Annotated in this window: 10 protein-coding genes; all 10 read right to left on the bottom strand. The window is 71.0% G+C overall.

The window, feature by feature from the left end:
• The coding region (locus ACGFSA_RS18680; protein WP_393305476.1) for an IS701 family transposase at window positions 1-698 on the bottom strand (698 nt) is incomplete at its 3' end.
• A 291-nt stretch (window positions 699-989) separates the two neighbouring features.
• On the bottom strand, window positions 990-2141 hold the full coding sequence (locus ACGFSA_RS18675; protein ID WP_393305474.1) for a sugar phosphate isomerase/epimerase family protein: 1152 nt from the start codon (window positions 2139-2141) through the stop codon (window positions 990-992).
• Between the two features lie 50 nt (window positions 2142-2191).
• Window positions 2192-3601 carry an alkaline phosphatase family protein gene (locus ACGFSA_RS18670; protein WP_393305472.1) on the bottom strand — a complete coding sequence of 470 codons (1410 nt, stop codon included), beginning with the start codon at window positions 3599-3601 and terminating at the stop codon, window positions 2192-2194.
• Window positions 3598-4773 (bottom strand): metabolite traffic protein EboE, encoded by a 1176-nt coding sequence (gene eboE / locus ACGFSA_RS18665; RefSeq protein WP_393305470.1) that lies wholly within the window; start codon window positions 4771-4773, stop codon window positions 3598-3600. Before eboE ends, ACGFSA_RS18670 begins: the two co-directional genes overlap by 4 nt.
• 4 nt (window positions 4774-4777) lie before the next feature.
• Window positions 4778-5626 carry a TatD family hydrolase gene (locus tag ACGFSA_RS18660; protein ID WP_393305468.1) on the bottom strand — a complete coding sequence of 283 codons (849 nt, stop codon included), beginning with the start codon at window positions 5624-5626 and terminating at the stop codon, window positions 4778-4780.
• Window positions 5626-6279: an EboA domain-containing protein gene (locus ACGFSA_RS18655; RefSeq protein ID WP_393305466.1), complete on the bottom strand. Its 654-nt coding sequence runs from the start codon at window positions 6277-6279 to the stop codon at window positions 5626-5628. Before ACGFSA_RS18655 ends, ACGFSA_RS18660 begins: the two co-directional genes overlap by 1 nt.
• On the bottom strand, window positions 6270-7163 hold the full coding sequence (locus ACGFSA_RS18650) for a sugar phosphate isomerase/epimerase family protein (protein WP_393305464.1): 894 nt from the start codon (window positions 7161-7163) through the stop codon (window positions 6270-6272). The genes ACGFSA_RS18655 and ACGFSA_RS18650 overlap by 10 nt, the downstream gene beginning before the upstream one ends.
• Entirely contained in the window at window positions 7160-8338 is a 1179-nt protein-coding gene (locus tag ACGFSA_RS18645) for an SCO3242 family prenyltransferase (protein WP_393305462.1), read from the bottom strand. The genes ACGFSA_RS18650 and ACGFSA_RS18645 overlap by 4 nt, the downstream gene beginning before the upstream one ends.
• Window positions 8335-9453 carry an inositol-3-phosphate synthase gene (locus ACGFSA_RS18640; RefSeq protein ID WP_393305460.1) on the bottom strand — a complete coding sequence of 373 codons (1119 nt, stop codon included), beginning with the start codon at window positions 9451-9453 and terminating at the stop codon, window positions 8335-8337. Before ACGFSA_RS18640 ends, ACGFSA_RS18645 begins: the two co-directional genes overlap by 4 nt.
• A gap of 140 nt (window positions 9454-9593) precedes the next feature.
• The gene (locus tag ACGFSA_RS18635) at window positions 9594-13307 is read right to left on the bottom strand and encodes a ThuA domain-containing protein (protein WP_393305458.1); all 3714 of its coding nucleotides are present in this window, start codon (window positions 13305-13307) and stop codon (window positions 9594-9596) included.
• Between the last annotated feature and the right edge of the window lie 273 nt (window positions 13308-13580).

Genomic DNA, 13580 nt, shown 5'->3' with positions numbered 1-13580 from the left:
ACCGACAGGGCGTAGTCGAAGCCGAGCCGGCGAGCACTGCGGCGCAGTTCGCGCCCGCCGTAGACCTCGTCGCCGGCGAACCAGCGTGCACGCAGGCCCAGCTGCCGGGCCCGGGTGAGCATGGCGGCAGCAAGTTCGGGCTTGGTGGCGAAGCCCACGTCGTCGGGGACGTGGGTGAGCAGACGGCGTTCTTCGTCGGCGGCCCAGTCGGCGCCCAGGTACAGGGCCCGGTCGATCGGGGCATGGCCACGTGCTGAGGCGTAGGTGAGATGGACGGCGACCTGGCACAGACCGATCCCGCCCAGCGCACCGGAGTATTGCCTGGCCGCCCCGACGGCGTCGGTGGACGACTTCTCGTCCCCCGTCTCGTCCACGATCAACACGGCGTCTTCCTCCGCGAGTTCACCGGCCGCCCAGATGGCCGTCCGGTCGCGCACAGCGTCGTGATCCCACACGCCGCGGGACAAGAAGTGCTGCAGCCGGGACGGCGACGCGTGCCCCAACGCCTCAGCGAGCGTCCAGCAGTTGCGGGTCTCGAGCCCCGTCAGCATCGCCTCGGCCATGTCCCTGGCCAGCAGCCGCGACTCCCGTCGCGGGAAGCAGGCGGCCACCGCCGCCATCGCCGCCCTGAAACACTCGCTCCACACCCCACCGGCTATCGTGGCGCCCACGGCCACCGCGTCCTGATCTGTTGTCACAGACGATCATCATCGCGGTGGCCGTACTCGTTCCTGCGGGCACCCCATCGGACCTCTCACCAGCACGAATCCGTCAACGATCAAGAACTACAGCTGCCGGGTCAGTGGGGGGATGGCGGGCATACGGAAGCGGTTGGCCCGGCGCGTGTACGGTCTGTCGTCGCTCGTGCACGTGCAGTACGGCCGGGGAGCGCACGGTGCCTGACGTCACCGGGCGGGCGTTTGCGCTGTTCCCCGATGTCAGGAATTCGGGGTGAGGCGCGGACCGCCCGTCCGGTGCCGCCGATGGTCCTACTTCCGCAGCGCCGCCAAGTTGTCGTAGCCGATCCGCGCATGGTTCAGGGACTGCGCGGGGACGGTCGAGCTCGGTGCGTTGTCCTGCTCGACCATCGGGTTGTGGTAGTTCTTCGCCCCGACGCGACGGAAGAACGTCCGGTAGTCGATGGCCCCGGTACCGAAGGGGACCATGTCGTAACCGTTGCCGCTGCTTGTGTTGACGATGCCGTCCTTGGCGTGGAACAGCGGGTAGCGCTTGGTGTTGCCGCGGACCAGTTCCGCCGGGTCGAAGATGTTCTCCTGCTGCGATCCGTCGTGCGCGGTATAGGTGTGGAACTTGTACTGAGCGACGTGCGCCCAGAAGATGTCCATCTCCAGCCATACGGACTTCGGGTCGGTGACCTGAAGGAAGTACTCGAGCTTGCGGATGCCGGAGCTGCGGGTGGGGCGGCCCTGCGCGTCCAGCGGACCGCCGTCGAGCAGGAAGCCGTAGGCCGCGTCGTGGTTGTGGGTGTACAGCTTGATGCCCGCACCCTGAGCGATCTGTCCCAGTGTGTTCCACTTGTCGGCGGCCACGTCCCAGTCGGCACGGTAGGCGCTGCCGGTGGGGTCGCCACCGGTGCCCATGTGTTCCATGCCGAGGATGTTCGCTATCTCGAGGTGGCGCTTGAACTGGTCCAGGTCGCTCTGGTTCAGCGGCCAGGACGACGGGATGAAGCCGTGGTTGCCCTGGGCGCGCAGCCCGTACTCGTCCAGCCACGAGCGCAGCAGCTTCGCGCCTTGCACCGATTCGAGGTTGTTTCCGCCGGGTGCGTTGGCGTGCTGGCCGTACCCGGCGAACTCGACCTGCTGGTAGCCGTAGCGGGCCAGCTCCTTGAAGACCTCACGGAAGCCCGAGGGAAGGTCGGTGGTGAGCGGATCCCGGCCCGTGGCGTCGCGCACGGTGTACAGGATGATTCCTCGTCTCGCCGCCGGGACGAGAGCCTGGCCGACGCCCTGCCCATTGCTGGATGCGGTCTGGGCGAGGGCCGGCGACGCGCCGAAGGCGGGCGCGGCGATCGCCGCTGCCGCAGCGGCCGTGCAGGTGCTCAGGAAGCGGCGGCGACTGACGCCGAGGCTGCGGCGCAGGGCGCCGTCGGTTCCGGATTCGTCGTTGTACGCGGTCACGGTCTCTCTCTTTCTCGAAGATTGCTCGAAACGCTGGGCGCGGACCGGGCTCATGCGAGGCCGGCAAGCTTGAGGAGCAGGGACTTCACTTCGGTGGCCCGGACGGGGCCGGTGAACGCGTGGGGGGTGGAGCAGAGGATGAGCGGACCTTCTTCGTCGCTCATGGGGAGGCGGCCGTGGCTGCCGCGAATGGGTGACGGGTCGAGGGGAACGACCGCCATGCGGTAGCGCATGCCGAGCTTCTTGCGGGCCACGGCGGTGGCCGCCTTGACCCGGACGTACGGGTCCTGGGGGTCCAGGAAGAGTTCGACCGGGTCGTAACCGGGTTTGCGATGGATCTCGACGAGCTGCGCGAAGTCGGGGGCGCGCGCGTCGTCGAGCCAGTAGTAGTACGTGAACCAGGCATCCGGGTCGGCGACGGCGACGAGCTCGCCGGAGCGCGGGTGGTCGAGGCCGTGAGCCTTCTTGCCCTCGTCGTCGAGGAGCTGTTCGATGCCTTGGACGTCCTGGAGAGCTTCACGGGTCGCATCGAGATCCTCGGGACGGCGTACGTAGATGTGGGCGAGCTGGTGGTCGGCGACGGCGAAGGCGCGGGAGGCCATCGGGTCCAGGTACTCCATGCCGTCCTGGGTGTGGACCTCCAGCAGGCCGGCGCGGCGCAGTGCCCGGTTGATGTCGACCGGGCGGTCGACGCGGGTGATGCCGTACTCGGAGAGCGCGACGACGGTGCGCCCCTCGCGGCGGGCGTCGTCGAGCAGCGGGGCCATGGCCCGGTCGAGTTCGGCCGCCGCCCGGTACGCGCGGGGGTCGTCGGGCCCGTAGCGCTGCAGGTCGTAGTCCAGGTGCGGCAGGTAGCACAGGGCCAGGTCGGGGTGGCGGGTGTCCAGGATGTGCCGGGTCGCGTCGATGATCCACTGCGAGGAGACGAGGTCGGCGCCGGGTCCCCAGAAGTGGAAGAGGGGGAAGGTGCCGAGCTTTTCGGTGAGCTCGTCGTGAAGGGCGGGCGGGCGGGTGTAGCAGTCGGGTTCCTTGCGGCCGTCGGCGTAGTAGACGGGGCGCGGGGTCACGGTGATGTCGGTGTCGGCGCCCATCGCGTACCACCAGCAGATGTTGGCGACGGTGTAGCCGGGGTGGGCGCGGCGGGCGGCGTCCCAGAGCTTGTCCCCGGCGACGAGTCCGTTGTGCTGGCGCCAGAGGAGGACGTCGCCGAGCTCGCGGAAGTACCAGCCGTTGGCGACGATGCCGTGTTCGGCGGGGGTGGTGCCGGTGAGGAAGGTGGACTGGGCGGCGCAGGTGACGGCGGGCAGCACGGTGCCGAGGGGGGCGTGGGTGCCGGACCGGCCGAGGGACGCGAGATGCGGCATGTGGTCGAGGAGCCGGGGGGTGAGGCCGACGACGTCGAGGACGAGGAGGGGGGTGGGGGCGCCGGTAGGGGACGTGCCCGTTTCGACCGGTGTCACGGGAGCTCCTTGAGGCCGAGGTCGACCAGGAGGTCGCGGGCGAGGGTGAGTTCGGCGGCGATGCCGTCGACGAGCTGCGGCCGGCTGCGGGGGCGCAGCTCGGCGGGGAGCGCCTGCCAGGTGTACGTCTCGACCTCCAGGTGACGGGTCAGCGGCCGGGCTCCGCCGACCAGTCGGGTCAGCGTGGACTGGAGCACCGGGAGGGTCGAGGTGAGCGGTGGGGCGGGGGGTGCGTGCAGCGGGACGTGGAAGTGGGCGCGCCACGGGGTGCCGTCGGGCAGTGCCTGGCCGGTGACCGCCTCGTCGAGGTCGTCGGTGCCGCGCAGTCCGTGCGTGGTCCGGGTGCGGGTCTGGTGGAGGAAGCGGGGTTCGGCGAAGGCGGCGAGCGCGGTGCGTACCTCGGCCAGGTGCGGCTGTTCGGCGTGGAGTGCGGCGGAGAGCTGGCACTTGGCGACCTGGATGCCGGCTGCGGCAAGTGCGTCGAGGGCGGTGTCCGGATCCTCGAAGGAGGTGGCGAGATGGCAGGTGTCGATACAGATGCCGATGCGGTCGTGTCCGACGGCGGTGAGCGGTGCGACGGCGTCGGCGGTGGTCTCGACCGTGCAGCCTGGTTCGGGTTCGAGACCGATCCGGATGGACTTGCCGGTCAGCTCGGCGAGGGCGTCGAGCCGTTCGGCGAGGGTGCTGAGGGCGGTGTGTGCGGTGCGGGCGGCTTCCGGGTCGCCGGTGTACGGGGTGCGCCAGGCGATCGGGAGCGTGGAGATGGTGCCTTCGGTGACGTCGTCGGGGAGCAGGGTGGCGAGCAGCCGGGCGAGGTCCGTGGTGTGGGCGAGGCGTTCGGGGTCCGTCCAGTCCGGCTTGTACACCCGGTACTTGACCTCTTCGGCGCCGAACCCTTCGTACGGGAAGCCGTTCAGGGTGACGACTTCGAGGCCGCGGCGGTCGAGCTCGGCGCGCAGGGAGCGCAGCTGGGCGGGGTCGTTGATCAGGGATTTCGCGGCGTCCCCGGCGAGCCAGAGGCCAATACCGAGGCGGTCGCGGCCGAGGCGTTTGCGGACGGGTTCGCAGTGGTCGCGCAGTTGGGCGCGGACACCGTCCAGGGTCTCGGCGGGGTGGACGTTGGTGCAGTAGGCGAGGTGAACGGTGGATCCGTCGGGGTGGCGGAAGCGCATCGGGTCACTCCCCGCCACGGAGGATGGAGTTCCCCTCGTGGAGTGGATCGGGGGTGGCGAGATCGAGTTGCAGGCGGCCGCTCTGGCCGTAGAAGGCGACGGGGTTGCGCCAGAGCACCTGGTCGACGTCGTCGTCGCTGAACCCGGCGGCGAGCATGGCATCGCCGACCTTCCGGGTCTTGAGGGGGTCGCTCCTGCCCCAGTCGGCGGCCGAGTTGACCAGGATCTTCTCGGTGCCGTGGGTCTTGAGGATCGCGATCATGCGGTCCTCGTCCATCTTGGTGTCCGGGTAGACGGAGAAACCGGCCCAGCAGCCGCTGTCCGCGGCGTCCTTCACGGTCGTCTCGTTGAGGTGATCGAGCAGGACCCGCTCCGGGGGGAGGTGGGATTCGCGGATCACGTCGATGGTGCGGCGCAGACCGGCGAGCTTGTCCCGGTGCGGGGTGTGGACGAGGGCGGGCAGCCCGTGGTCGGCGGCGAGCTGCAGCTGGGCGGCGAGGGCGATGTCCTCGGCGGGGGTCATGGAGTCGTAGCCGATCTCGCCGACGGCGACGACGGAGTCCTTGACGAGATAGCGGGGCAGGGCGTCCAGGACGGGGGTACAGCGGGGGTCGTTCGCCTCTTTGGGGTTGAGGGCGAGCGTGCAGTGGTGGGCGATGCCGTATTGGGCCGCCCGGAAGGGTTCCCAGCCGAGCAGGGCGTCGAAGTAGTCGAAGAAGCTCGCGGGCGAGGTGCGGGGCTGGCCGAGCCAGAAGGAGGGTTCGACGAGGGCGCGGACGCCTGCGTCGTACATCGCCTGGTAGTCGTCCGTGGTGCGGGAGGTCATGTGGATGTGGGGGTCGAAGATGCGCATCAGGACTCCTCCGTGGGGGCGGCGGCCGTGAGGGTGAGGACGCGGCGCAGGTCGCCGGGAACGGTGCGGCCGGCGGCGGTGCGTTCGGCTGCGAAGTCGCCCAGCATGCGGGCGAGTTCCGCGTCTCCGTGGGCGCGGTGGGCCAGTGCGTCGACAGCCGCGACGGGGACTCCGGTGAAGAGGCACTTGAGGATGGCGTGGCGCCATTGGTGCGTGTCGAGGTGGGCGGCGGCGTACGGACCGACGGCGGCGGCGACCAGCCGGGTGTCGTTGGTGCGCAGGGCGTCCTCGACGAGGTGGAGGGCGGTGGGGCCGAGGTCCAGCCGGTGGAGGGTGAGGAGGACGGCGCGCCGCTCGGCGGCGGTGCCCTGTTCGTAGAGCCTGGTCACGGCGGGGAGGGTGGCTCGGGCTTCGAGGAGCAGCAGGGCGCGTACGGAGTCGGCGTGCTCCGGTCCGCAGTGCCGGCCCGCGGCGGCGAACCGCAGCTCCCACGGGGGTGCGGCGTACGGGCCGCGGGGTGCGGTGTCCTCGTGGACGGCGGCGTCCGCAGCCTCGGCGAGCGCCTCGTCGAGCCAGGCACGTGCGGCGCCGCTCAGCCGGCCGTCGAGTTGCCCGCGGGTCTGCAGCGGGGGCGTCTGCGGGGTCATCGGCATGACGTTGCTCCCTTCGGGGAGTCGTTCGGGACTTTCGACGGGATGCGGGAGCGAAGGAAGTCGAGGGACGTGCGAGCGAGTTCGGGGCCGGCGTGGGAGTGGCGGGGCAGTTCGACCACGGTGAGGCCGCGGTATCCGGTGTCGCCGAGTGTGTCGAGCGCTTCGAGTACGGGCGGGAAGTCGATCTCGCCGTCGCCGAACGGCAGATGCTCGTGGATGCCCCGGCGCATGTCCTCGATCTGGACGTGGCGCAGCCAGGGTGCGGCGTCCCGGACGCAGTCCGCCGGTGAGGAGGACTCCAGGCACTGGCAGTGGCCGATGTCGAGGGTGAGCCCGAGTGCTTCGGGGTCGCCGCTGAGGATGCGCAGGTGGTGGAAGTCGGAGAGATCGGCGAGGAGATGTCCGGGTTCGGGCTCGATGGCGAGCGGGATGCCGGTGCGGTCGGCGGCTTCGAGCACCGGGGCCAGGGCGTCGGTCAGCCGCTGCCAGGCCGTATCGGGTGTGGTGTGGGGTGGGGTGATGCCGCTGAAGCAGTGCACGGCGTGGGCGCCCAGGTCGGCGGCGACTTCGACGGCCCGGACCAGGAGCCGGGTGCGGGCGGCGCGGGCCTCCGGGTCCGCGTCGAGGAGGGACGGGCCGTGCTTGCGGCGCGGGTCGAGGACATAGCGGGCACCGGTCTCGACGGTGACACCCAGCCCGAGCTGTTCGAGTCTGTGCGCCACGCGGCGGGTGCGGGCGGCGAGGTCCGGGGCGAGGGGGTCGAGGTGCATGTGGTCGAGGGTGAGGCCGACGCCGTCGTACCCGAGGCCCGCGAGGAGCGCGAGGGCGTCGTCGAGGCGGAGGTCGGTGAGCCCGTTGGTGCCGTAGCCGAGGCGGATGGTCATGTGGGGCTCACCTTCCGGGCGAGTGTGCGGGCGAGAGGGACGAGCCCCATGACGGCGAGCCCGGTGCCGGCCGCTCCGGCACGGGCGGCGAGCGCGGCCTGGAGCGGGATCATCGCCCGGATGCCGCTGCCGACAGCGCGCTGGGTCAGCGGCGGGGACGGGTTCAAGGTGGCGTGGAGGAGCGGCTCGGTGACGGTCCGGAGGTAGGCACCGGTGAGTGCGGTGACGAGGAGGCGGGGCGAGGGGCCGGTGGGGGTGTTCGCGGGTGCGGGTGCTCCGGGTACGAGGCGGTGGTTGTCCCCCGCCGCGCCGCCTCCCAGGGCCGGGGGCACGTCCCGGTACCCCCGCTGCTCGCGCGCCGCGGTGGCGCCGAGCGCGATGACCGCCGCGAGCGCGGAGAGGGGTGCGACGGTGGAACCGCCCTGCGCCTCGTGGCGCGAGACGGCGGTGACGGCGTAGGTGTGCGCTCCGAGCAGGGCGGCGGCGGGGAGTGCGGCGCGCAGCGGGAGGGCTGCTTGCCGGGACCGCTCCCCTTGGCGCGGCTGCGCATCCGCGGCTGCTTTCGCCATGGCGCGGCCGCCCCTGCCGACGAGCCGGGCGATCGGTCCGCGGCGCGGCTTCCCTGCGGGTCCCGGGGTGGGCGCGGGTGCCCGGACGAGGCCTGTCGCCGGGCCGGGCGCGGTGACCGTGCGCGTGCCGGAGTGCTCCGGATTCGCGCCTGCCCCGCATGTCGCGGTGGCGCCCAGCAGGAGGTCGAGGGCGCGCGCCGTGGCCATCGCGGCCGGGCCCGCCTGGGTGTGTTTCAGGTGGAGGTCGTAGGCCCAGACCGTTGCGGCCAGGCCGGTTGCCACCGTCAGGGCCGGGCGTCCGGCGCGGGCGGCGAGGGTCAGACCCGCGGCCGTCAGCGCGCCCGCTGCCGTGAGGGCCGCGCCCGGGGTGATCCGGCCCGAGGGGATCGGGCGGTGCGGACGGTCGACGGCGTCCTCGTCGCGGTCGGCCCAGTCGTTGAGGGCCATGCCCGCCTCGTAGAGGCAGAGGGAGGCGCCGACGGCCAGCGCGGTGCCGCGGCCGGGACGCAGTCCGATGGCCGCCGCCCCGGCGAGTGCGTCCCCGGGGACGGTGAACAGCGCCGAGATCCGCAGCAGCTCGGCCCAGGCCCGTACGGTAGCTGTCACTTCTCCCCCCGCAGCCGTTCGGCGAAGGCCAGCAGCGCGATGTACTGCTCGGACAGTGCGGCGGGGCCGCCGTCCGGGTCCTTGAAGTAGAAGCCGAGTTCGGGCCGCGGGCCGGTCAGGCCCACCTCCTGGGCGCGGGCGAGCAGCCGCGCCAGGTCGAGGACCAGGGGGGCGGCCAGCGCCGAGTCGCAGCCCTGCCAGGTCGTCTGGAGGACCATGCGGGCGCCGAGGAACCCGTCGAACGCGATGTGGTCCCAGGCCGTCTTCCAGTCGCCGAGCGCAGGCACGTCATCGATGTGCACCTCCCCCTCGGGCGTCGCGCCGAGCGTGTCGGCGAGGACGCGCTCCTTGCCCGCGTTCTTGGCCGCTGCCGCGCCGGGGTCGGCCAGCGCCGCTCCGTCCCCGCCACCCAGCAGGTTCGTGCCGGACCAGGCCCGTACGGGCAGGGCGCGTTGCACGAACATCGGGGCGAGTACGGAGCGGAGCAGCGTCTGGCCCGTCTTGCCGTCGCGGCCCGCGTGAGGAAGTCCGCAGGCCGCGACGGCGTCCTGGAGCGCGGGAGCGCGCAGTCCGGTGGAGGGGGTGAAGTTGATGTAGGGGCAGCCGGCCCGGAGCGCGGCTGCGGCATAGAGCGAGCTGGCGGGGAGCCGGTTCTCACCGGGCTCCGGGACGGGTTCCGTCGACGCGACGTTGACGACGACCGTGCGGGTCAGGTCGCCCCGGCGGCCGAAGTCGGTGAGGTCCGCGGCGAACGCGGCGATGAGTTCCTCGTCGGTGCGGGTGTCGCCGGGCAGCGGGCCACCCGGGCGTATCTCGGCGTCGGCGGCCGCGAGTTCGGTCCGTACGGCGGAGGGCAGCCCGTGCGGGAGCACTCCCCCGGCGGCCAGGGCCTCCGCCCGTTTGGGGAGCGGACAGCCGACGGTGTCGTGTCCACCGAAGACCAGGGAGGTCAGCGCCGGCAGCCCGCTGCCGGCGAACGGCGCGGTCTCGGTGACCATGCCTGCCGCCGGGTGGAGCCCCGCCGCGACGGCCGCGCAGCCCGCCATGGCGGTGGTGGCGACGGAGCCGCGTGCTCCGATGAACCAGACTCCGGTACGAACGGCATGTGCTGACACGGGCTGCCTCCCTGGCTGGGGATCCTCGCTGGGCAGTGCACAGAGCGGGGCGCTGATCGAATCGAGGCGGACAAGGGTGGAGGGTGACGGCGGGCGAGGTAGGGCCTTTGCCCCGCCCGCCGTCGGACTGCGGCTGTCGCCTAGGCGGCGGGCAGCTCCTTCAACTCGATGTTGCGGAAGGACACATGGTCGTCGGCTCCGTGGTTCTGGAGGCCGATGTAGCCGCTCTTCAGGCTGCGGACGGGATCGGTGTTGGTGAAGTCGTTGATCTTGACTCCGTTGAGGAAGACCTGGAGCCGTTCGCCCTGGACCTTGATCTCGTAGCTGTTCCACTGGCCGGGCGGCCGCAGGACCTGGTCACGGGCCTTGATGTCCGCCGCCTTGAAGCCGTAGATGGAGCCCGTGGTGCGGTCGGGGGCGTCGGTGGCGTCGATCTGGACCTCGTAGCCGTTGTTCACCGCGGACCAGGGGTCGTCGGACTCCGGGAATCCGACGAAGACACCGGAGTTGTCGTCGCCCGCCAGCTTCCAGTCGAGCTTCAGCGAGTACCCCCCCAGCTCCTTGGCCTGGTAGGTGAGGAGACCCATGCCGCCCTCGGAGCGGAGTTCACCGTCGACGACGTTGAACTTCCCGGGGCCCGCCTGCTTCCAGCCCTCGATCGTCTTGCCGTTGAAGATCGACCGGTAGCCGGTGTCCGGCTTGCAGTCGGCCTTCACCTGTCCGGCCGCGTAGCGGACTCCGCCGAGGAGGAGCTGGCGGAAGGCAGGTTCGGCGTACGACTCCTTGGTGTGGCCGAGGCCCGTGTAGAAGGAGCGGCCGCCCTGGTAGGTCTGGCACCAGGTGATCGGGTGGTCGCCCTTCATGGTGCCGCCGGTGTAGGTCGTCTCGTCGAGCGTGGCGAGGACCTTCACCTTGTCGCGCGGGTTGGTGCGGTAGTTGTACAGCTCGTCGGTCCGGTTCCAGGCGTCGTCGAGGTGGGCGGTCGCCGGGTGCTTGTGGTCCTCGACGCGGACGGTGACGGGCTGGATCGCGGGGTGTCCGGCGAAGTACGCGCCGACGAGTCCGCCGTAGAACGACCAGTCGTACTCGGTGTCCGCGGCGGCGTGCACGCCCATGTAGCCGCCGCCGGTGGCGATGTAGTTCTCGAACGCCTTCTGCTGGTCGGCATTGAGCACGTCACCGGTCGTGGAGAGGAAGACGACGGCGTCGTAGCGGGCCAGGTTGCTGGTGGTGAACTGGCCCGCCTCCTCCGTGGAGTCGACGGTGATGTTGCTGGTCGCGCCGAGTTCCTTCAGCGCCGCGATGCCTTCGGGAATCGCGTCGTGGCGGAAGCCGGCCGTCTTCGAGAAGACCAGGACCCGCCTGGCGGTCCGGTCGGGGGCGCTGTTGGAGAGCTCGAAGTCGTCGACGTCGAAGAGCGCCCCGGCGCCGCCCTTGAAGACCAGGAAGAGTTCGGTGGCCTTCCCCGGAACGCCGCGCAGCGGTACGTCGATGTCCTGGAAGTTCTCCCAGCCACCGGTCACCGGCACCGGTGCGGAGCCGAGGAGCTTACCGGTCGCGGAGCCGGACCGTACTTCGAGGAAGCCTCCCGCGCCGCCGGACGAGATCCGGGCGGTGAGCTTGGTGGAGTCACCGAGGATGTACGGCTTGAAGGCGATCCAGTCGCCGTTGTCGATGTCGCCGACCGTCTTGCCGCCGTGCGCGGCCGCCTTGTCGTACGTCCTGATGCCGGACGACGCGGTGAAGTGCTCGGCCTGCCGGTGGCGGGGCTGAAGCTGCGACTGGGCGTGGCCGGAGAGCGCGGCCTGGCCGCCGCCCCCGCCGTCGGTGTACGAGGCGTCGATGACTCCGAAGATGTTGGCGTTCGGGTCGTGTCCGCCGTCGACCTGGGTGCTGATGGTGCCGGTGCAGCCGTTGGTCGTGGTGATCGGGTGGCCGTGGCTGTCATGGCCGAGCACGAAGCGGACCTCGACCTTAGAGCAGTCGATCGTGCCGTCCTCGGGGTCGGTGACGGTCACCTTGAACGGGATCTTGTCCCCGAAGCTGAACAGCTGCCCGTCACCGGGGAGTTCCAGCTTCACCGTGGGTGCCGTGTTGCCGACGGTCACATGGACGCTCGCCAGTCCGGTGCGTCCCGTGGGGTCCTTGGCGGTGACGGTCGCGGTGTAGGTGCCGTTCTTCCGGTACGTGTACGTGGGGTTCGCGGCGGTCGACGTGCCGCCGTCGCCGAAGTCCCAGGCGTACGTGAGTGCGTCGCCGTCGGAGTCCGTGGTGCCGGCCGAGGAGAACTGCACCTTCAGCGGTGCGGCGCCGGACGTCTTGTTGGAGGCGGCTTCGGCTACGGGCGAGTGGCCGCCGGTGGCGTTCTCGATGCGGTAGAGCGCGGAGTGCTCATCGCCGCCGAACCAGGACAGGCCGTAGTCCAGGACGTACAGCGCCCCGTCCGGGCCGAAGGCCATGTCCATCACCTGGGTCCCGGACCACGGGAAGTTGTTGATGGACTGGACGTTGCCGTCGCCGTCCTGCTCGATGCGCTTGATCCAGCGCCGGCCGAACTCGCCGGCGAAGAAGTCACCGTCGTACGCCTCGGGGAACTTCACGGGCGAGTCGAGGTTCGGGTCGTAGTGGTAGACGGGGCCGCCCATCGGCGACTCGGAGCCGGTGCCGAACTCGGGCACGGAACCGCCGTCGTACGGGATCCAGGCGGGCTGCGCCGGGGGCAGGTCGACCAGACCGGTGTTGTGCGGCGAGGTGTTCTTCGGGGCGTCGCAGTCGAAGGCGGCGCCGGACGTCTTCGTCGCGAAGTCGTAGTCGACGAACGCGTCGTTCTTCCCGGTGCAGAACGGCCAGCCGAAGTTGCCCGGCTCGGTCACCCGGGCGAACTCGACCGTTCCGGCCGGTCCGCGCTTGGGGTCGGCCGCGCCCGCGTCGGGCCCGTAGTCGCCGACGTAGACAATGCCGGTGGCCTTGTCGACGCTGAAGCGGAACGGGTTGCGGAAGCCCATCGCGTAGATCTCAGGGCGCGTCTTGTCGGTGCCCGGCGCGAAGAGGTTGCCGTCCGGAATGGTGTACGAGCCGTCGTCGGCGACCTTGATCCGCAGGATCTTGCCGCGCAGGTCGTTGGTGTTGCCCGAGGTGCGCCGGGCGTCGAACGCCGGGTTGCGGTCCGGGCGTTCGTCGATGGGCGTGTAGCCGTCGGAGGCGAACGGGTTGGAGTCGTCGCCGGTCGACAGATACAGGTTGCCCTGTGCGTCGAAGTCGATGTCGCCGCCGACGTGGCAGCAGATGCCGCGGGACGTCTTGACGTCGAGAACCTTCTTCTCGCTGCTCAGGTCGAGGGTGCCGTCCTCCTTGAGGACGAAGCGGGAGAGCCGGTTGACGCCGTCGAACTTGGCGAAGTCGGCGGCGGTTCCGTTCTCCGGGGCGTCGCCCGCGGGGGTGTCCAGCGGGGGCGCGTAGTAGAGGTAGATCGCCCGGTTCCTGTCGAAGTCCGGGTCGATGCCGACGCCCTGGAGGCCTTCCTCGTCGTGCGAGTAGACGGGGATGACGCCGGAGATCTTGGTGTTGCCCGCGCTGTCGGTGATCCGCAGCTCGCCGTTGCGCGAGGTGTGCAGGACACTGCGGTCGGGGAGCACGGCCAGGGACATGGGTTCGCCGGTCTCGGCGGCGCCCTTGGCGAGGGTGACCTGCTGGAAGTCCTCGGTCGCCGCCGCATCGGACGCGGCCGGCGAGGTCGGGCCCGACGCGGCCGCACCGGGCGGGGCGCCCAGGGCGAGGGTGGCCGCGGTAAGCAGGCCGCCGGTGAGCAGGGCGAGGGATGTACGGAATCGGGGCCGGGTTCTGGTTCTGTGCACGAGTTGTCCTCCGGAGAGTGCCGGTTGTACGGGCGAGTGCTGCCGTGCCGTTCCGCGCGGGGACTGCCGCGCAGGTCACCGAGGGCCTGGCGGGGCTCCGGTGACGCGAGTCATGTCGTGTACACCAAGGGGACGGTAGACGGGTTCGTCCGAGGTGGAAAGCCCTTGCGCAGGAGATAAGTTGAACTTTTTCCTGGATCAGGACAAAGGAGGTTTTGGGCAGCCTGGACCGTCCCGGCGGCGCGCGTGCCGCCGGGCAGCGCAGACCTGTCC

The sequence above is a fragment of the Streptomyces sp. NPDC048496 genome, assembly GCF_043200055.1.
Classification (GTDB): Bacteria; Actinomycetota; Actinomycetes; order Streptomycetales; family Streptomycetaceae; genus Streptomyces.
This window is presented reverse-complemented; position numbering and strand designations above follow the sequence as displayed.

What these genes read in the sequence shown, in the direction of transcription:
- eboE (WP_393305470.1), bottom strand. Translation starts at nt 4,773, where the DNA reads ATGCGCTTCCGCCACCCCGACGGATCCACCGTTCACCTCGCCTACTGC.
- ACGFSA_RS18660 (WP_393305468.1), bottom strand. Translation starts at nt 5,626, where the DNA reads ATGCGCATCTTCGACCCCCACATCCACATGACCTCCCGCACCACGGAC.
- ACGFSA_RS18655 (WP_393305466.1), bottom strand. Translation starts at nt 6,279, where the DNA reads ATGCCGATGACCCCGCAGACGCCCCCGCTGCAGACCCGCGGGCAACTC.
- ACGFSA_RS18650 (WP_393305464.1), bottom strand. Translation starts at nt 7,163, where the DNA reads ATGACCATCCGCCTCGGCTACGGCACCAACGGGCTCACCGACCTCCGC.